This is a genomic window from Galbibacter sp. L-19, assembly GCF_056857615.1.
In genome coordinates this window covers 56,654-76,708 of sequence record NZ_JBSXNL010000028.1, presented here as the reverse complement: position 1 = coordinate 76,708, position 20,055 = coordinate 56,654, and the positions used below count along the sequence as shown (strand labels likewise).

Annotated in this window: 19 protein-coding genes; 10 read left to right on the top strand and 9 right to left on the bottom strand. The window is 30.5% G+C overall.

What is annotated here, in order from left to right; translation table 11 throughout:
- Positions 1-890 precede the first annotated feature (890 nt).
- From rpiB to AC13CQ_RS02120, 3 genes are all read left to right on the top strand, one after another.
- Positions 891-1,325 carry a ribose 5-phosphate isomerase B gene (rpiB, locus tag AC13CQ_RS02130; RefSeq protein WP_008611487.1) on the top strand — a complete coding sequence of 145 codons (435 nt, stop codon included), beginning with the start codon at positions 891-893 and terminating at the stop codon, positions 1,323-1,325.
- Between the two features lies 1 nt (position 1,326).
- Positions 1,327-2,232, top strand: a complete 906-nt coding sequence (locus AC13CQ_RS02125; RefSeq protein ID WP_008611486.1) for a cation diffusion facilitator family transporter — start codon at positions 1,327-1,329, stop codon at positions 2,230-2,232.
- 861 nt (positions 2,233-3,093) lie between these two features.
- On the top strand, positions 3,094-4,065 hold the full coding sequence (locus AC13CQ_RS02120; RefSeq protein WP_482882692.1) for a Fic family protein: 972 nt from the start codon (positions 3,094-3,096) through the stop codon (positions 4,063-4,065).
- Between the two features lie 317 nt (positions 4,066-4,382).
- Here the strand turns inward: AC13CQ_RS02120 and AC13CQ_RS02115 are convergent, their stop codons facing one another.
- The 6 genes from AC13CQ_RS02115 to AC13CQ_RS02090 all read right to left on the bottom strand — a co-directional run bounded on the left by AC13CQ_RS02115 (position 4,383) and on the right by AC13CQ_RS02090 (position 9,152).
- Positions 4,383-4,736: a hypothetical protein gene (locus AC13CQ_RS02115; RefSeq protein WP_482882691.1), complete on the bottom strand. Its 354-nt coding sequence runs from the start codon at positions 4,734-4,736 to the stop codon at positions 4,383-4,385.
- 2 nt (positions 4,737-4,738) lie between these two features.
- Complete coding sequence (gene ruvC / locus AC13CQ_RS02110) at positions 4,739-5,296, bottom strand: crossover junction endodeoxyribonuclease RuvC (protein ID WP_008611483.1); 558 nt, start codon at positions 5,294-5,296, stop codon at positions 4,739-4,741.
- 82 nt (positions 5,297-5,378) lie between these two features.
- Positions 5,379-5,855, bottom strand: coding sequence for an energy transducer TonB (locus tag AC13CQ_RS02105; RefSeq protein ID WP_008611482.1), 477 nt, complete (start codon positions 5,853-5,855; stop codon positions 5,379-5,381).
- A gap of 410 nt (positions 5,856-6,265) precedes the next feature.
- Positions 6,266-7,387: a tetratricopeptide repeat protein gene (locus AC13CQ_RS02100; RefSeq protein WP_474507530.1), complete on the bottom strand. Its 1,122-nt coding sequence runs from the start codon at positions 7,385-7,387 to the stop codon at positions 6,266-6,268.
- Positions 7,388-7,389: 2 nt separating this feature from the next.
- Positions 7,390-8,787, bottom strand: a complete 1,398-nt coding sequence (locus AC13CQ_RS02095) for a TonB family protein (protein ID WP_474507529.1) — start codon at positions 8,785-8,787, stop codon at positions 7,390-7,392.
- Positions 8,788-8,789: 2 nt separating this feature from the next.
- Positions 8,790-9,152: a BlaI/MecI/CopY family transcriptional regulator gene (locus AC13CQ_RS02090; RefSeq protein WP_008611478.1), complete on the bottom strand. Its 363-nt coding sequence runs from the start codon at positions 9,150-9,152 to the stop codon at positions 8,790-8,792.
- Between the two features lie 152 nt (positions 9,153-9,304).
- Between AC13CQ_RS02090 and AC13CQ_RS02085 the strand changes: the two genes are divergently transcribed.
- From AC13CQ_RS02085 to AC13CQ_RS02070, 4 genes are all read left to right on the top strand, one after another.
- Positions 9,305-9,808, top strand: a complete 504-nt coding sequence (locus AC13CQ_RS02085; protein ID WP_335588429.1) for a DUF456 domain-containing protein — start codon at positions 9,305-9,307, stop codon at positions 9,806-9,808.
- A gap of 206 nt (positions 9,809-10,014) precedes the next feature.
- A complete protein-coding gene (locus AC13CQ_RS02080; protein WP_008611476.1) occupies positions 10,015-11,277 on the top strand; it encodes a Y-family DNA polymerase in 1,263 nt (420 codons plus the stop codon).
- A 232-nt stretch (positions 11,278-11,509) separates the two neighbouring features.
- Positions 11,510-11,941, top strand: a complete 432-nt coding sequence (locus AC13CQ_RS02075) for a LexA family protein (protein WP_335588431.1) — start codon at positions 11,510-11,512, stop codon at positions 11,939-11,941.
- Between the two features lie 927 nt (positions 11,942-12,868).
- Positions 12,869-13,864, top strand: coding sequence for an NAD-dependent epimerase/dehydratase family protein (locus AC13CQ_RS02070; protein WP_474507320.1), 996 nt, complete (start codon positions 12,869-12,871; stop codon positions 13,862-13,864).
- 2 nt (positions 13,865-13,866) lie between these two features.
- On the opposite strand, the gene AC13CQ_RS02065 is transcribed toward AC13CQ_RS02070, so the two are convergent.
- From AC13CQ_RS02065 to AC13CQ_RS02055, 3 genes are all read right to left on the bottom strand, one after another.
- Positions 13,867-14,283 (bottom strand): DUF4296 domain-containing protein, encoded by a 417-nt coding sequence (locus AC13CQ_RS02065; RefSeq protein ID WP_474507321.1) that lies wholly within the window; start codon positions 14,281-14,283, stop codon positions 13,867-13,869.
- A gap of 9 nt (positions 14,284-14,292) precedes the next feature.
- Positions 14,293-15,630: a dihydroorotase gene (locus AC13CQ_RS02060; RefSeq protein WP_335588433.1), complete on the bottom strand. Its 1,338-nt coding sequence runs from the start codon at positions 15,628-15,630 to the stop codon at positions 14,293-14,295.
- A gap of 183 nt (positions 15,631-15,813) precedes the next feature.
- Positions 15,814-16,545, bottom strand: coding sequence for a polyprenol monophosphomannose synthase (locus tag AC13CQ_RS02055; RefSeq protein ID WP_008611471.1), 732 nt, complete (start codon positions 16,543-16,545; stop codon positions 15,814-15,816).
- Between the two features lie 229 nt (positions 16,546-16,774).
- Here AC13CQ_RS02055 and AC13CQ_RS02050 point away from each other — a divergent pair, with 229 nt between their 5' ends.
- From AC13CQ_RS02050 to AC13CQ_RS02040, 3 genes are read left to right on the top strand one after another with little or no spacing between them, the layout of a single operon-like run.
- Complete coding sequence (locus tag AC13CQ_RS02050) at positions 16,775-18,457, top strand: ArnT family glycosyltransferase (protein ID WP_456868071.1); 1,683 nt, start codon at positions 16,775-16,777, stop codon at positions 18,455-18,457.
- On the top strand, positions 18,457-19,119 hold the full coding sequence (locus AC13CQ_RS02045) for a DUF4271 domain-containing protein (RefSeq protein ID WP_008611469.1): 663 nt from the start codon (positions 18,457-18,459) through the stop codon (positions 19,117-19,119). The genes AC13CQ_RS02050 and AC13CQ_RS02045 overlap by 1 nt, the downstream gene beginning before the upstream one ends.
- Before the next feature lie 9 nt (positions 19,120-19,128).
- Positions 19,129-19,875 carry a uroporphyrinogen-III synthase gene (locus tag AC13CQ_RS02040; protein ID WP_008611468.1) on the top strand — a complete coding sequence of 249 codons (747 nt, stop codon included), beginning with the start codon at positions 19,129-19,131 and terminating at the stop codon, positions 19,873-19,875.
- The last annotated feature ends 180 nt before the right edge of the window (positions 19,876-20,055 follow it).

The window sequence follows — 20,055 nt, the reverse complement described above, 5'->3', positions numbered from 1 at the left end:
ATTGAATTCTATAACACCAAAAGAAGGCATACTGAAATAGGAAAAGTACCACCTGATCAAATTTATAATACAAAAAGAATAGCATCATAAATAATTAGATATATATTTAAACTGTCTTACAGATGGGGAGTAGTGTAATATCTTAGGAGTAATATCATTCCAAAAAAATTAAAATCTAAAATTAGTTTTAGTTATTAACTATATAAACATATATATCTTTTTCTTTTTTAAAATTTAAAATAAAAATGGTGGTTATTATAGTGTGTTTATATGTAGCAAAACTTTTTTGAAGTTTGTTTGTTGTCTTTATTTATACCGACTTATAAAAAGCTATTAACAACTTATTTTTTTCTAAAGGATTGAAAAAGAATTAATTTTAAAATTTAGTTCACAGTTGTCAACAACTCAACTAACATAAAATTTTTAATAAGTAGGTTATCTATTTATGTTAATAACTGTTGAAAAGTGGTTAATGAAATGTAGATTAAAAAGAACACTTTACACTTGCGTAATTGAATTAATTTTACAAATTGAAGTTGCTTATTACAAATGCAAATTTATTTAATAGATTTCATCATATAAATATCAACAAAATGAGGGGTTTGTTAATTATCTGATAATTAAGTTTTTGTAAAATTAAATAAACATTGGTGTTTATAATTATAAAAATTATGAAGTGTATCTTTATAAGATACCTTAGAAACACTTATAAAAATACTTTTAAATTTTATAAACAATACTTTAAGCCCTGCTATATAGGTAATTCACTATTTACTACCTTTGTTATGAACAATTTTAAAGATGAAACATCCATGTCAAATTTTTAGATACACAGAAGAATTACTATTGGGATGTTCCATATAACCATTAAAATGAAATAAAAGAAATATATGAAAATAGCTATAGGAAATGACCACGCAGGAACCGATTATAAATTTGCAGTTGCAGCTTTTTTAAAAGAACGAAATATTGAAGTTGAAAATTTTGGAACCGATGAAGCGTCAAGTGTAGATTATCCAGATTTTGCAAATCCAGTAGCAAAAGCGGTAGATACTAAAGCGGTAGATTTTGGAATTCTTATTTGTGGTAGCGGAAATGGAGTTGCAATGACTGCCAATAAATATGCAAATGTAAGAGCTGGTTTATGTTGGACTAAAGAAATAGTAGCTTTAATAAGAGCTCATAACAATGCTAACATACTGTGTATTCCAGCACGTTTTACGGCTATTCCACAAGTTTTAGAAATGGTAGATACTTTTTTAAATACAGAATTTGAAGGTGGAAGACATCAAAATCGCATTGATAAAATAGCGCTTCATTGTTAACATGCACACACATCATAATCATTCTCATACGCCTTTAAAGGGTAGAAATCTTTTATTTTCTATTGTTTTAAATATATTAATTACTGCATCTCAAGTGGTTGGAGGTTTGGTATCTGGAAGTTTAGCATTACTTTCTGATGCGCTTCATAATTTAACCGATGTTATTTCTTTAGTAATTAGTTATATAGCAAATAAGCTTACAGGAAAAGAAGCATCTACAAACCGAACTTTTGGATATAAAAGAGCAGAGATAATTGCCGCTTTTGTAAATGCATCTACTTTAATTATAATTGCGGTTTTATTAATAATAGAAGCTGTAAAGCGTTTTTTTGATCCTCAAACTATACAATCGGAATTGGTTATATGGCTTTCTGCTTTTGGAATTTTGGCAAATGGTTTAAGTGTATTATTATTAAAAAAAGATGCCGCTAGAAATATTAATATGAAATCTGCTTATATACACTTATTAACAGATATGTTAGCAAGTGTTGCAGTACTTATTGGAGGCTTGGTAATGAAGTATTTCCAGTTGTTTTGGGTTGATAGTGTTCTTACATTTTTAATTGCCGTATACTTGGTTTTTGTAGGTTTTGATTTATTAAAAACATCTACAAAAATGCTTATGCTGTTTACTCCTGAAAATATTGATATTAAAGAAATTGTAAAAGAAGTTCATAAAGTAGCTAAAGTAAATAAATTACACCATATTCATGTATGGTGTTTAAATGATGATGAACTACATTTAGAAGCTCATTTAGATTTTAAAGAAGATGTTACTTTAACCGAATTTAATATAGTTTTAGAAAAAATAGAAGTTATTTTACATGATAAATTTGGAATAAACCATGTAAATATTCAACCAGAATACAATAAAGAAGATCCTAAAGATTATATAGTTCAAGATTGATTTTTTTAAAATAGTATTTAGTACTAAGTATTAAGAATCAAGATTTTAGGGTTTGATATCATTAATGTACGAGTAAAAATACAAGACCGCTTCGCTATAAGAAAAAAGACTAAATTTTAACTACCACAAAATAAATAGTTTAAAGAAATAGCCTTTCTAAAATCCTGTTTTTATTTATTTTTATTAATAGCAAGGCTTCTATTTTGAAAACCCCATTTAGATCTTTATATAATTGTAATTCAATAAATTACGTTAACTTTTATAACACAACAATAATTTGATATTAAGAATTTTCTAGTATTGTAAGTAGTTTTTCAATTTAACAACTTATCCCTTCCTTTAAAAAGCTTTCTATTAAAGCACACAGAATAAATCATTCGTGAATTAGTGGCAAATAGATTTTATATTCGGTACGAGCGTGATGCTTTCGCTAGCTGCGATATTAAGAACCAAGAATCAAGATTTTCAGGTTTGATATCATTAATGTACGAGTAAAAATACAAGACCGCTTCGCTATAAGAAAAAAGACTAAATCTTAACTATCACAAAATAAGTAGTTAGATGAAATAGCCTTTCTAAAATCCTCTTTTTATTAATAGCAAGGGTTCTATTTTGAAAACCTTATTTGAACATTTATATAATTGTAATTCAATAAATTACGTTAAATTTTATAACACAACAATAATTTGATATTAAGAATTTTCAAGTATTATAAACAGTTTTTCAGTTTTTCAATTCAACAACTTATCCCTTATTTAGGAACGTTTATCATTATATTTATCCTATTAAAAAATTCTGTTTTGAATTAATATTCATGGATAAATGATTGTATCTTTGATACTATCAAATGATAGTATTAAAATGAATCCTCCTTACCAAATAACTCCAGAAATTCTAAGATTAATAACCTCTATTTCAGAAAAAATAGGAGAAATAAATGCAACTTATCTAAATAGACCTTCTCCTAAATTAAGAAAAGAGAACAAGATAAAAACTATTCACTCTTCATTAAAAATAGAAGGAAATAGTTTAACAGAAGAGCAGATAACAGCACTTCTTGAAAAGAAAAGAGTTATTGGACCCAAAAAAGACATACTTGAAGTTTTAAATGCAATAGAAATTTATGAAAAATTAAACCAATATAATCCTAACAACGAAAAATCATTTTTAAAAGCGCATCAAAATTTAATGAAAAACCTAATTGAAGATGCTGGAAAATACAGAAAACAAGGTGTTGGAATTATAAAAGGTTCAAAAGTCGAACATTTAGCACCACCTTTTGAAAACGTATCATTTTTAATGAAAGACCTTTTCAAATACTTAAAAAATTCACAAGAAATCGAATTAATTAAAAGCTGTGTTTTTCACTATGAAATGGAATTTATTCATCCATTTTTAGATGGAAACGGCAGAATGGGAAGATTATGGCAAACTTTAATTTTAATGGAGAAATATCCAATCTTTGAGTTTTTGCCTTTTGAATCTATGATTAGCAATAATCAAGATAAATATTACAAAGCATCAAATCAAAGTGATAAATCAGGAAAATCAACTAAATTTATCGAGTATATGCTGACAGTAATTAATCTTTCAATTAATAAGTTATTGGATTTTAATAATCGAACGTTGACCGAGAGTGACCGACTCGAATATTTTATATCACTAAATAAAAAAGAGTTTTCAAGAAAAGATTATATGAATATTTTTAAAGATATTTCTTCTTCAACAGCAAGTAGAGATTTAAAAAAAGGATTGGAGTTAAATCTATTTAAAAAAATTGGAGAAAAAAATAAAACCAAATATAAAATAACAGGGAACAGCATCGTACCCTAAGATAGTGAGGATTGGTCATAAAATGGAAGTTTTTATATTCGGTACGAGCGTGATGCTTTCGCTAGCTGGATATTAAGAACCAAGAATCAAGATTTTCAGGTTTGATATCATTAATGTCCGAGTAAAAACACAAGACCGCTTCACTATAAGAACAAAGACTAAATTTTAACTACCTCAAAATAAGTAGTTTAAATAAATAATATTTCAAAAATCCTCTTTTTATTAATAGCAAGGGTTCTACGTGGAATGGATTAAATTATTTTTCTTTCAATACCTCTTAGGTTTATCTTGAGGGAGTTGATTATTTTTTTTAAAATTTAGCTATACTTATTCTTAAACCAAACCTTTTGCCATTCTCGTTTGAGCACTAAAAATGTAACGTTTTCAGATAGTTTTACAACATCACTTCCGTCTAGCGATTTTACTTCATTTTCCGAAACATCAATAATATATAGAAAGTTTAAATAATCGGTAAAACGGTCGTTAATCAATAAAAAAATTAGTTCGTGGAGATCTCTTTTTAATTTTTCAGGAGAAATAGTACTATTATATTCTTCTTCTAAATTAGCTAATTTTAAATCCTTATTTAACTGAATAATTAGTTTTTTATACAGCTTTTCATCGGATGCTGTTTGTAAAAGTTGGGTGCTATTTAAAAAATCAAATTTCATTTCTACTTTTTTATACGTGCTTCATTTTGTTTTACAAATGCATCCCATCCAGAATAACTTTTTGTAGAAGTTACTTTTCCGCTGTTGTAAAAATGACAAACAGCTGCTGCTAATCCATCGGTGGCATCTAAATTTTTTGGTAATGTTTTCAAGTTTAGTAGGCTTTGAAGCATTTTAGCAACTTGTTCTTTACTAGCATTTCCACTACCAGTAATTGCCATTTTTATTTTTTTTGGGGAATATTCGGTAATTGCTATTTGTCTTGATAATCCCGCTGCCATTGCTACACCCTGTGCCCTTCCTAATTTTAACATTGATTGGACATTTTTACCAAAAAAAGGAGCTTCAATAGCAATTTCATCTGGGTGATGTGCTTCTATAATACCAATAGTATGTTCAAAAATTTTCTGAAGTTTTAAATAATGATCGGTGTACTTTTTTAAGATTAATTCATCCAATTGTATCAATTCCATTTTAGGTCCCACACATTTTATGAGTCCGAATCCCATAATGGTAGTTCCTGGATCTATTCCTAATATAATGCGCTCTTTTTTAGACAAATTTTTTAGTTAAAAGTTATAGTATATATAAGCTAAGATACTTTTTTAAGTTAGAAAACAAAGCTAACCAAAACACATCATATTATTCTACTTTTAAAATAATAGGAAGCTGTATTTTTATATTTACAGGAATGTTTCTTTTAAGTGCTGGATATACGCGTGGCAAAGTTTCTACACTACTGGCAATTAATGTATCTATTTCTGGAATTTCTTTAGCTACTTTTTTATTTTTTTTAATCTGAAGAATACTAACATTACCCTCTTTTCCAATAAGTAATTGCACATTAATAGTATCGTTTAAATTTTTATGAGTTACCAAATGGCTTGCACTTAATGTAGCTAAAAAGTGTTGGGTAAAAGTTTCTTGAAAGCATTGTCGCTGCTCATTTCTATGGGCAGTTTCATCACAATTTTCAAACAGCGGATATTGGTCAACATCGTTCCAATTTATACTCTGCCGTTCTCTTTTTATAATTTCTTCTTTAGCTTTTTTTTCTGAAGTAAAAAGCTCACAAGAAACCATTAATAAGCAAAAAAGAATTACCCCAAACTTCTGCATGAAAATACTTTAAAGTCGAAAATTACAATTTTTTTAGGGTAAATAGTAATAAATGAAGTTTTAGCTGAAATTTTTATTGGTCTTAGATAGAATTTAGAGCTTAACAATTTATTTCAGGCCCTTTTATTTTTTATAAATCTAAGCTACAAATTCACAAATCTATTTTTACGTTCTCAAGAAATTCTTCAGAGGATGAAAACCACATATCCGTAATTCTGTGGTAAAAAATCTTCAGGCTACTATAAAAACAGTACTACCTTTAAATCTCTTATTGAAGGTTTTATTCCCTAGAGCTTGTCCTGAGTATCTTGAAGGGTTCTACGTCGAAAAGGATTAAATAATACCTCATAGGCTTACCTCGAGCTAGTTGATTTTTGAGCGGATTAATTATTAAAATGAATTTACTTTACTTAATTGGCAGCAAGATGAATCTCATCTTTTAATTCTGAAATCCGTTTTTTAGCATAGTCGCTATAGATTTTTATGTTTGGAAACTTATAGATAAAATCTTCAAATAATTGAAGTCTGTAATTAGAATCTCCATAATATTTATCAGAATAAAAACAGACATGATACAGCGCAAAATAATTTGTATCATCTTGAGCATATGCTTTTTTATAATAATCTATTGCGAGTTTGATATCCTTTTCATCTAAAGCAATTTGTGCCAAGGCTGTATATTCAGTATTAAAATTTACTTTTTGAATTTCAATAGCTGTTTTATAATTAGTTTTAGCACTATCATATTGTTTCTCCCGCCAATAGAGCTTCCCTAAGCCACGATATCCTTCTGGATCGCCATTATCTATTTCAACTATTTTTTTGTAACACTCAAAGGCTTCGTCGTATTTCCATACAAATTGGTAGCATTCGGCTAAATTTTTATAGATATATGTTTTGTGTTGTTTTAATTCAATAAGCTTTTCAAAATATGGAATAGCAGGTTCTTTTTCGCCATTATTAAAATAAGCTAAGGCTTTTAAATTGTTTAAATCTATAGAATTTGGAGCCATTTTTAACCCGATATCGGCATATTTATGTACCGAATCTAACTGCCTTTGTATTAAATGATGCTTCCCTATTTGGTAGATATTTTTAATACTAGTGCTATCCAAATTATAACTCCTTTTATATAAACCAATAGCTTGAAAAGGATTTCCTTCTACATCCTCTATTAATCCAAGTTGATACATATAAAAAGGATTTGGGGCATCGGTAGCAAATAACCTATAATAAATCATTCTAGCCTTTTTAAAATATAACTTTCCTAATTCATTTTGAGCAACAAATAAAGTAGTATCTAATTTTATAGCTTCTAGATATTGCTTTTCGGCTTTATCATAATTTCCTAGTGCATTATAGGCTCTAGCAATTTGTAATTGCGATTTTGCAGTATGAATTTCGGAATATAAGTTGATGGCTTTTGTATAATTTCCTTTTTTAAACTCGTTTTCTGCAGTGGTTAAAGTCGGAACTTGCGCCCCGACTTTCATCAAACTAATTAATAAAATGTAAACAATAGCTTTTTGCATATTTAGCTTAATTTAAACACAATAGGATATGCAAAAGTTACTGGATGTAAATTTCCGTTTTGGTCTTTTCCCGGGAGAAAAGTTGGCAAAGCTTCTATAATTCTTCTCGCTTCTAAATCTAAAGAAGCTGCTGGAGCTCTTGAATTTAAAATAGTAACCGAACCATCAATATTAATTCTGAAATTAATATACACCCGTCCTTGGATTCCATTGTTTTGAGCCTCCAATGGATATTTAAAGGTAGCTCTAACGTGGTTGTCTATTTTTTCTTTAAAACATTCAAATTGGAGTTCTTGAGCAAGTCCTTCGCAATCTTTAAACATTGGTTTTACTGGAATTACTGTAAAAGGAATGTCTTCTCCTTGGTCTATTTTACTAGCATCAAACTTCTTGTCGGTATTATATTTTTTATTGGAAGTCTTTACAGCTAAAGAAAATATTTGTTTTCTTAATTCTGGAGATAATTCTTCATCGGAGCTTTCTAAAGCAGCTTCTAGCTCTCTTACTTGCTCTTCAATAGACATTTGTTTTTCTGTAATTATACTTTCTTCTTTTTCACAAGAAGTATAAAAAAGCATACTTAAAACCATAGGAATAAGCACTAAATACTTGAGTTGCCATACTTTTTTAGATTTCGATTTTTGTAACATAACGATTCGTTTTTTGATTAATGATTGATTAAAAAAATGATTGATGAAGGAGATTCTGTCTGTTTTAAAAACTTCTTCTAATAACAGTTGGTAATGCTCCTTTTTGTTGTTTTTAACGGTTTTTGCATCGGCGATGAACTCGTGCAATTCGGTAATTCGGGCTTGGTAGATATAAATAAGCGGATTAAACCAGAATACAATTCGTAAGATTTCAAAAAAGATAAGATCTAACGAATGTTTTTCTTTTATATGTACCAACTCATGCTCAATTATATGTTTGTGTTCTTTTTGTAAGAGCGATTTTCCAATAAAAATATCTTTAAAGAACGAAAAGGCAGCATCTTCTTTAGCAACTTCTATGCGGTTGTAGCCTTCAAAATAGCATGTTTTTCCTTCTTTTTTTAAATGCTGAATTTGAAGTAGTTTATATAAAAACCATAGTAAACTAATTACACTTCCAATAATAAAAATCCACTCCAAAATGCTCAATGTCGGAATTAATGATGCTTCAACTACATTAACAGAATTATCCTTAGCAGTTAATACTATTTCGGGAAGTAAAAACATATAATTTTGAGGTACGGTAGTTTTAAAACTTTCCAATTCTACAAACGGTAGAATAACCGATAATAGGGGTGTTAACAGCAAATATGCTCTGTTCCAGTTAAAAAAGGTTTCTTTTTTTAGGAAGAAATCATAAATAACTAAAAACAATAATTGAAAAGCGATGGTTTGGATAATGTAAGTCATAATTATTCTTTTTCGTTTTCCATTTCTTTTAAAATAGCCTCCATTTCTTTTAAGCTGATGTCGTTTTTCTTTACAAAAAAGGATACCATACTCTTAAAAGAACCTTGAAAGTATCCATCTACCAATTTGTTAATAGATTGATTGCTGTACTCCGATTTCTTAGTCAGCGGAAAATAAATATAGCCTTTCCCTTCCTGTTCATGATCCACAAAACCTTTACTTTCCAAAATTCTAACAATGGTAGAAACTGTATTATAAGCTGGTTTTGGTTCTGGTAATTCTTTTATAATGGCTGCTACATTGGCACGCTCTAGTTGCCATAATATGTGCATTACTTCTTCTTCTGCTTTTGTAAGTTGCTTCATTAAACTAAGTTTTTAGTTGAATTGTGATTACAAATATAACTAAATATTTAGTTTAAACTATTTTTTTAGTTAAAAAATCTGATTTTTATATAAAAAAGGCTCTTAATGCGTAACAAATACTCCGTATATTAGTCAGATAAATAAAAAGATAAATGGACATTTTACTTGTTGTAATCGGATTCTTATTTGTAATTATAGGTATTTTAGGTAGTTTTTTACCAGTACTTCCTGGGGCGCCTATTAGTTGGGTAGGACTTTTATTACTCTATTTAACCAAAGCCATTCCTAACAATTGGTGGCTTTTGGGAATTACTTTAGCAGTAGCTATAGGAGTTGTAGTAGCAGATTATATTATTCCTGTTGCTGGTACCAAGCGTTTTGGCGGTAGTAAATACGGAATGATAGGGACAACAGTTGGGTTAATTGTTTCTATTATTTTCCCAATTTTAGGATTATTCGGTATTGTAATTTGGCCTTTTGTAGGTGCTTTTGTTGGAGAGCTACTTAATAAAGCTGATAATAAAACCGCTCTCAAAGCTGCTTTTGGCTCTTTCCTCGGTTTTTTAACTGGAACCTTTTTAAAGTTTGTAGTGGCTATAGTTTTTTTAGGAATTTATATAGCCAAAGTATGGGAGTTTAGAAGTTTGTTGTTTTAATCTCTCATTAAGGGTTTTATTCCCCAGAGCCTGTGCTGAGTTTACCAAAGGGCTCTGCATCGAAATGGGATTAATTTGTTTGCTTTGAATACCTCGTAGGCTTACCTCGAGGTAGTTATTTTTTCCCTTTTTACTTCTTATAATTAATGTTATTTTAAGCCTAATTTATACGTATTAAGCAAACGGATATTCCCTAACTTTGCAGTATGTACGCACTTGTAGATTGTAATAACTTTTATGCTTCTTGTGAGCGGGTTTTTCAGCCTCAGCTTAACCACAAGCCTATTGTAATACTTTCTAATAATGATGGTTGTGTTATTTCGCGTAGCGATGAAGCTAAAAAAATTGGCGTACCAATGGGTGCACCCGCTTTTAAATACAAAGATTTTTTTAAGAAACATCACATCCATGTTTTTTCGTCTAATTATCCCTTATATGGCGATATGAGTTCTAGGGTGATGAATATTTTAAAACAATTCACCCCACTGGTGGAGCACTACAGTATTGATGAGGCTTTTTTAAAGTTTGAAATGTATGCTAAAATTGATTTCTCTTTGGAAGGAAATGCTATTAAAGAGCGTATTTTTAAATGGACAGGGATGCCAATTAGCATTGGTATTGCTCCAACAAAGGCACTTACTAAAGTTGCTAATAAAATTGCAAAAAAATACAAAGAACGTACTAATGGGGTGTATGTAATAGATACGGAAGAGAAACGGATTAAAGCGCTCCGTTGGACAAAAATTGAAGATGTTTGGGGAATTGGCCGTGGTAATACACGCCGATTGGAAGTTAGAGGGGTTAAAACCGCTTTAGATTTTACACTTTTAGACGATACTTGGGTACGGAGTAATTTGGGGGTTGTTGGACTTCGTTTAAAGAAAGATTTACAAGGAGAGCCTACTCTAGCACTCGAAAATGATGTTACTGCACCCAAAAAAGCAATTGCAACCACAAGAAGCTTTGAATATACTTTTTCGGATCTGGATAATTTAAAAGAACGTATTTCTACCTTTGCCGGAAGTTGTGCCGAAAAGCTTAGAAAACAACATAGCAGCTGTAATTTTATATATGTTTTTTTAAGAAGCGATCGTCATAAAAAAGAAGAACAACAACACCGCCCAGGTTTATTAATAACCTTGCCCTATCCTACAGATTCTACACTTACACTTGTAAAATATGCAACGCAAGCAGTAGAAAGTATGTATGAAAAAGGAATAAAATACAAAAAAGCAGGCGTGGTAGTTTCTGGTTTGGTACCAACAAATGCCCGACAATTAGATTTGTTTTTAGAGGAAAATCCAAAACATCATGAATTGATGAAAACTATTGATGGAATTAATAATAAATATGGAAATTTAAAAATACGTATTGCAAATCAGGATTTAAAGCGAACATGGAAAATGAAACAAGAACACCTTTCTCCTCGCTATACTACAAATCTAGACGATATTATAAAGGTGCGTTGAAATTTCACAAAACCTTTGATGGTAATATTATAGACAGATAAATATCCATGTTTAATCCCTCATAGAGGGTCTAATTCCCCAGAGCCTGTGCTGAGTTTACCGAAGGGCTCTGCGTCGAAATGAGTTAAATTTGTTTCCTTTGAATACCTCGTGGGCTTGCCCCGAGGTAGTTGATTTTTAGACACACAATGGAATGATTATTTGTAGATTCCATACAACCAAAAATAAGCACATGAAAGACGATAAATTGATTTTTTTTAAGCCCGATGCCGATGCTTCTTTAGAATTACAAGTAGCGGAAGGCGGAATTTCAGCAGGATTTCCATCTCCTGCAGAAGATTTTAAAGAAACAACAATAGATCTCAATAAGGCTTTAATAAAAAATAAAGAAGCTACTTTTTATGCACGTGTTAGCGGACAATCTATGACAGGTGCTGGTTTAGACGATGGCGATTTATTAATAATAGATAAAAGCATTGAACCAGTAAATGGAAAAATAGCAGTGTGTTTTATTGAAGGGGAATTTACGGTAAAGCGACTTAAAATTGAAAAAGGAGAACTCTTCTTAATGCCCGAAAATAAGCGTTACAAACCTATAAAAGTCGAAGAAAACGACGAACTTATCATCTGGGGTATTGTTACGTATGTAATTAAAAGTTTATAGTTCATAGTTCATAGTTCATGGTTGAAAGTTTGTAAAGTAAAAAAGTAAAAAGTTACGCTGTTATGGAGTTATGTTGTTACGATGTTTTAGGAAAGTTTTTTCCTTCTGCATTCTGTCTCCCGACTTCTGTCTTCTGACTTTTTTTCATTTCCAAATCTTCAAATCCTCAAATTGAGGCATTTACAACTTTGTCCCTTTGCCACATTGAACCAAAAAGTTATAAAGTTATCGAGTTATGTTGTTACGATGTTACAATGAAAAAACTGCATACTGTAACTGTCAACTGAACACTCCCGTCTTCATTTCATTTCCTCATTTCCAAATTAGTAAATTTATAACTTTGTCCCTCTGCTACTTTGAACCCTTGCCACTTCGAGTTAAAAAGTTAAGAAGTTATCGAGTTACGTTGTTACGATGTTACAATGAAAAAACTGCATACTGTAACTGTCAACTGAACACTCCCGTCTTCATTTCATTTCCTCATTTCCAAATTAGCAAATTTATAACTTTGTCCCTCTGCTACTTTGAACCTTTGCCACTTTGAGTCAAAAAGTTAAGAAGTTATCGAGTTATGTTGTTACGATGTTTCAGGAAAGTTTTTTTCCTTCTGCATTCTGTCTCCCGACTCCCGACTTCCGACTTCCGTCTTCCGTCTTCCGTCTTCATTTCCAAATTAGCAAATTTATAACTTTGCATCTTTGAGTCAAAAAGTTAATAAGTTATTGAGTTATATTGTTGTGATATTTCAGAAAAACTTTTTTTTGCCTAAAGCCTAAAGCCTAAAGCCTAAAGCCTAAAGCCTAAAGCCTAAAGCCTAAAGCCTAAAGCCTAAAGCCTAAAGCCTAAAGCTTACTGCTCTTTGCATCTTTTATTCACAATTTCTCTTTATCTACTTTACTTATCAAACAAGAGTTGTATTTTAGTCGCATGATATTAGTAACTGGGGGAACAGGACTCATAGGTGCACATTTGCTTTTAAAGTTATCTCATTCAGAAGAAAAGATAAGGGCTATTTATAGAAATGAAGCTAAGCTTAGCTTTGTAAAAGATTTCTTTTCTTCAGAAGGAAAAGCTATTCAATATGATAAAATAGAATGGATTCCTGCCGATATTACCGATATTCCTGCGCTAGAAATAGCTTTTGAAAATGTAACACATGTATATCATTGCGCAGGACTTATTTCTTTTGACCCCTCAGAATACCGCCAGTTACGAAAAACTAATATTGAAGGCACAGCTAATATTGTTAACTTATGTATTGCCAATGCGGTTAAAAAATTGTGTTATCTAAGCTCTATTGCAACATTAGGAGACAAGGTTACCTTGGATCCTATTGACGAAACTACCTATTGGAATCCAGAAGCAGAGAATAATGTGTATGCAATTACCAAGTTTGGTGCGGAAATGGAGGTTTGGAGAGGTACACAAGAAGGATTACCTGTTATTATTTTAAATCCAGGAGTTGTTTTAGGCGAAGGTTTTAAAGAAGCTCCAAGCCTTGCTTTTTTTAAAATGATAGAAAACGGATTATCTCATTACCCACCAGGAAGTACAGCTTTTGTAGATGTTAAAAACGTGGTGGAAGCTTTAGTACAAGGAATGCAAGCTAATATTGTAAATGAACGTTTTATTGTTATTGGGGCAAATATGAGTTATAAAAAAACGCTTCATACAATTGCTGAAGCATTAAATAAGAAGCAACCTAGCCGATCCCTTACAAAATGGCAATTAAGCCTGTTATGGCGCTTAGATTGGCTATTAGCATTGTTTCCGTGGCGAAAAAGAAAATTAACAAAAAACGCAGCTCATTCTTTAATAACCAAAACTATGTATAGCAATGCTAAAATTCAGGATAAACTTCATGTAAAGTTTATCCCTTTAGAGGAAACTATAAAAAGAATAGTAGCTAAAAACGCATATTAGAATTATTTTTCAGGAGCTTTAGTAGGAGTTTCTACAGCTTTCTCTTCAGCTTTTTTAACTTTTATATTTTGAGTTTTCTTTAATTTGCTATCAATAGAATCTTTCAACTTCTGAAGTCTTTTTTCAACCTCTGTAAACATTTCTAACTGCACATTGGGATTGGAAGTATAGTAAATACTATTTTGAGATAGTTGTGCGCTATCTACATTGTACTTTCTATAAATATATTCCTCAGGATCAAAATTGTATTCTTCTAATTTATTGGCAGCAGTAGCTTTTGAGGCATTAAGAATGGAAATGTCATAATAAATATCAATCATAACATCTTTATCGATAAGCTTTTCTGGCTTATCCACAATAGGTTCCTTACATCCTAAAAATGCAATAAAAAGTAATAAAAATAACCCTATTTGCTTCATTTTTCTAATTTAATCTCTATTAAAAGTAAGTCTTTTTACATTTCTTTCTTCAGATATTTTTCCGTTTTGGTATGCTAAATTTCCGTTTACAAATGTATGTGTTACTTGTGCGCTAAAAGATGTTCCTTCAAAAGGAGACCAACCACATTTGTAAAGAATGTTGTTTTTAGTAACCGTCCAACTACTATTTCTATCAACCAATACTAAATCTGCAAAATAACCTTCTTTAATATAGCCTCTTTTTTCAATATTGAAAAGAATTGCAGGATTATGACACATTTTTTGTACCAATTTTTCTAAAGAGATTTTTCCTTCTTTTACCTTTTCTAAAAGTGCCGATAAGGTGTGTTGTACCAGTGGACCACCAGAAGGAGCATTGGTATAAATATTTTGTTTTTCTGCTAATGTATGTGGGGCATGGTCGGTAGCTAAAACATCTATACGATCGTCTAGTAAAGCCTCCCAAAGTCCGTCTCTATCTGCGGCAGTTTTTACGGCAGGATTCCATTTTATAAAGGTCCCTTTTTCATCATAATCGGCATCCGAAAACCAAAGGTGATGCGTACAAACTTCTGCAGTAATTCTTTTTTCTTCTAACGGAATGTCATTTCTAAAAAGATTGGTTTCTTTTGCAGTAGATACATGGAATACATGTAGGCGAGCATTCGTTTTTTTAGCTAATTCTATAGCCCTTGAAGATGATAAATAACAAGCTTCTTCACTTCTAATTATAGGATGGTATTTTATCGGAATAGCATCACCAAACTCCGCTTTATATTTTTCTAAATTGTTTTTTATAGTAGTTTCATCTTCACAATGTGCAGAAATTACAAGTTCGGTATTCGAAAAAATCTTTTCAATAACCTCCTCATTATCTACTAACATATTCCCAGTAGAAGATCCTAAAAAGAGCTTTACACCCGCACAGGCATTTTTATCAAGCCTTTTTAATTCTTCTAAATTATCGTTAGTACCGCCAAACATAAAAGAATAATTAGCAAAAGAAGTTTGCTTTCCAATCTCCATTTTCTCTTCTAGTTTTTCAATAGTAACCGTTTGCGGATTGGTATTTGGCTGCTCCACAAAAGTAGTTACCCCACCAGCAATAGCGGCTCTACTTTCTGTAGCAATAGTTCCTTTGTGGGTAAGTCCTGGTTCTCTAAAATGAACTTGGTCGTCTATAATTCCAGGCATTAAAAGTTTTCCTTCAGCATCTATAATCGTTGCATTTTCAGCAGAAAGGTTTTTCCCTATTTTTTTTATAAACTCCCCTTCAATTAGCACATCCCCTTCAAATATTTGAAATTCGTTTACAATAGTGGCGTTTTTTATAATAGTTTTCTTCACACGAATAAATTTAGGTTAAACAATTGATTTTAAGACTATTATGTAATTAAGAAAAAATCGCTACTTCTTAAAAGCCTTTATTTTATTCACTTCCTTTTTTGTGGAGGCGTTTGTCTTCTCTATAATAAATCCCTCTATGAGGGTTTCATTTCTTCTGATTCTAATTTCAATACAAAGTTTTATTTAGACAGTTTTTCTAAATAAGCTATTCCATTTTAGGGAGAGCACACCAAAAACTGCTTCATTTATAATTTTACCACTCATTTTAGATTTTCCAAGCTCTCTATCTTTAAAAATAATTGGAACTTCAATAATTTTAAATTTATGAAGATGCGCTTTAAATTTCATTTCTATTTGAAAGGCATATCCAATAAATTTAATGGCATCTAAATTAATGGTTTCAATAACTTCTCTTTTATAACACATAAATCCAGCTGTAGGATCGTGCACTTTCATTCCAGTAATTATTTTTACATATACCGACGCTCCATAAGAAAGTAGGATTCTTCGTAATGGCCAATTCACAACATTTACGCCGTTTACATAGCGTGAACCTATGGCAACACTAGCATTTTCGCTTACACAAGCATTATAAATACGGATGAGGTCTCTTGGATTGTGAGAAAAATCGGCATCCATTTCAAAAATGTATTCGTAATGGTGTTTTAATGCCCATTTAAAACCATGAATGTAGGCTGTTCCTAAACCCGACTTTTCTTTTCGTACTTCTAAATGTAATTGCTGCGGAAATTTTTCCTGCAGAGAAGTTACTTTTTGAGCAGTACCATCGGGAGAATTATCATCCACAATAAGCACATGAAAAGCTTTTTTAAGTTCAAAAACAGCTTGAATTATGGCTTCTACATTTTCAATTTCGTTATATGTAGGGATAATTACTAAGCTATCTGACTGCATGCTATTTTTCTTGAAGCCACAAAAATAACATTTAATCTATCATTGATGGTTTAATTTCACATCGTTTTAAGCTAAAATCTGCTAAATTTTGTTCAATTTATACTTTATAGATGCTCATAATGGGAGTTGATTAAAAAATATTTGTAATATCTTTTAGTTTTTTAAACCGATTTTAAGGAATTTTGCACTTCAATTATTGAGTACTTTTACCAATATTTAGAAAATAATTATGATTGATAAAAACCTTTCTAACAAAATAATCCTTTCATTTTTAATTATAGTAACGGTTGTAAACCTTATTCAAAGTGCTTTTACAGGATTAATTTTTGATGAAGCTTACTATTGGTATTTTGCCCAAAATCTAAGTTGGGGGTATTTTGACCACCCACCAATGGTTGCCTTTTTGGTGAATTTAGGTATTAATATTTTTGATGGAGAATTGGGAGTTAGACTAGCATCTCCTTTTTTATATGCTGCAAATGTTTTTTTATTATGGCAACTTATAGAAACAGACAAAAAGTATAAATATACTTGGCTTTTTATGGCTTTTGTTAGCAGCATAGGTTTAATGGTAGCATACGGATTTATGATTTTGCCAGATACTGCTTTGCTAACTTTTAGCTTGTTATTTGTTTGGGCTTATAAGCGCTTTTTATTAAAAAAAGACACTATCTCGGTGTTGGTTTTAGGATTTAGTATGGCTGCCGTTATGTATTGTAAATACCACGGAATATTGCTTATAGGCTTTGTCTTACTATCAAACCTAGCGCTTTTAAAAAATAGTAAATTTTGGTTGGCAACAGCTATTTCTTTGGTATTATATACTCCCCATTTAGTGTGGCTGTATCAAGTAGATTTTGCGCCTTTAAAATACCATCTTTTTGATCGTGCAAATAGCGCTTACCGTATAAAGTTTACGCTTGATTATCTTGTAAATTGTATTGCAGTTGCTGGTTTATGTTTTCCTTTAATGTATTTTGCTTTTTATAAACTTCCTTCTAAAGACAAGTTCGATAAAGCATTAAAGTTTTTAGGGTATGGTGTTTTTCTATTTTTCTTATTTTCTAGTTTCTCCAGAAAAACACAAGCGCAATGGGTTATTTTAATTGTAATTCCGCTAATTTTATTTACATTAAGATACGCATATGAGCATGAGAATTATAGAAAATGGCTTTTTAGAATTAGTGTTTTTTCGGTTATTTTAATTCTCTATTTAAGAGTAGCTCTTATTTACCAACCCATATCTCCTATTAAATATGAGGCTTATGGTAATAAAAAGTGGGTAACAGAGCTAAAAGATAAGGTTAAAGGGATTCCTGTAGTTTTTCATAACTCATATAGAGATGCCGCAATGTATGGTTTTTATTCTGAAGGAGCTACGGTATTTTCTTCTAATGATTTACACGCTAGACAAAATCAATTTGATTTGGATAGCTCTGAATTTAAAGTGAGAAATAAAAAGGTTGCTTATCTAACTGGAAATCATGAATATTTAATTGATTCTACAGTTTCTATAATCAGAGAATTTAAAAATCATAAAATTAGAGGAACTATAATTGACTCATTGAAGACTTACAAAAAAATGAAGATTACAATAGATAAGGATTCTTTTAAAAATAAAGTTGCTACAAATTTCTCTGCGGAATTGTATAATCCTTATAACGAAACTATTCCAACAGATTCCTTAACATATGCAGCTGTATTTTACGACACTAACAAAAGAGGTATTAAGGTTATCCCTCTATTAGTGGATAATTCTTCAGCTAAAATAAAAAAAGAAGAAACAGTTTCTATTCAGGTAAAAATTCCAGACACTGTTGTAATTCCGGAGATACAATATTTTAGAATGGGAATAATTCATAATGGTATATATCCAGGGTTTCAAGGAGAAATGATAAAGTTAGATAACTAGTGAACGAAGTATTAAGAAATACCAACTTTCATACCACTGAAACGATTTTGCTCTTTTCAGCTTTAGTAAGTCTTACACTTGCTAAGCTAATGAACGAACAGAAGTTTCAAGCATTTATCATGCTTTTTATTAATTATAAATATTTAAAAATATATAGCAAAGAAGGGAATCAATCAACAAGTGTTTTTAATTTTTTCTTATTTATACCGCAGCTTGTTTGCCTTTCTTTAATAGTTTGGATTACCGTAGAATTTTTAGATTTTCCGTTAACTATAAACCCATATTTAATACTTCCATTTTTATTTCTATTTATTCTTTTTAAGTTTTATTTAGAAAAAATAATAGCAACAATTTTTGATATATTGCCTTTTGTAGAAAGTTTTCATTTTCATAAAGTAACTTATAGAAACCTTTCAGCATTAGTATTACTTCCGTTGATTAGTTTATTCATTTACAGCGATTTAAGGGGCAATATTGTATTTTATATAATAATACTTACATTTCTTTCTCTTAATACTATTTCTACAGTACTTACATTAAGAAATCATCAAAAATTAATAGGAAAATATTTATTTTATTTTATTTTGTATCTTTGCGCGCTAGAAATAGCCCCTTATTTGATACTAATAAAATTTTATTTTATTGATAAGGCTTCAAACTAACGGATATTTATGAAAGTTAAGACAATCTTGGTTTCACAACCTGAGCCAAAAGTGGAGAATTCTCCTTATTTAAGGCTGGTTGAAAAACAAAAAATAAAGGTAGATTTTAGACCTTTTATTCATGTGGAGGGAGTTAATGCGAGAGATGTAAGACAGCAAAAAATTGACTTAACCCAGTTTACAGCAATTATTCTAACGAGTCGAAATGCTGTGGATCATTTCTTTAGAATTGCAGAAGAAATGCGATTTAAAGTTCCTGATTCTATGAAATACTTCTGTCAATCGGAAGCAGTAGCTTATTATTTACAGAAATATGTAGTTTACAGAAAACGTAAAATTTATGTTGGTAAACGTACTTTTCAGGAATTAGCACCTTTAGTTAAGAAGTATAAGGATGAAAAATTCTTATTACCTTCTTCTGATGTTTTAAAACCTTTGGTTCCAGAAACATTAAACGAATTAAAAGTAGATTGGAAAAGAGCAATTCTGTACAAAACAGTAATTAGCGATCTTTCTGATTTAAGAGATGTATATTACGATATTTTGGTATTTTTTAGTCCATCTGGAATTGAGTCTTTATTGAAAAACTTCCCAGATTTCGAACAAAATAATACTAGAATAGCTGTTTTTGGTAATACAACCGTTAAAGCAGCTACCGAAGCTGGTCTTCGTATCGATATAGAGGCTCCAACGCCAGAAACACCTTCTATGACAATGGCTTTAGAGAAATATATTGCTCAAGTCAATAAAAAATAAAAATACATACATATAAAATGAAGCCATCCTAACAGGGATGGCTTTCTTTTTTATATTAATATTTTAGTTTCTACTACTAATAACGGTACATTTTCAAAACGATTTTTGGGAGCTTAAATAATAAATTATTGTTGTCCGATAAAGGTTTAAATAAGGTTTTTAAAATAGTAGCCCCCTTGC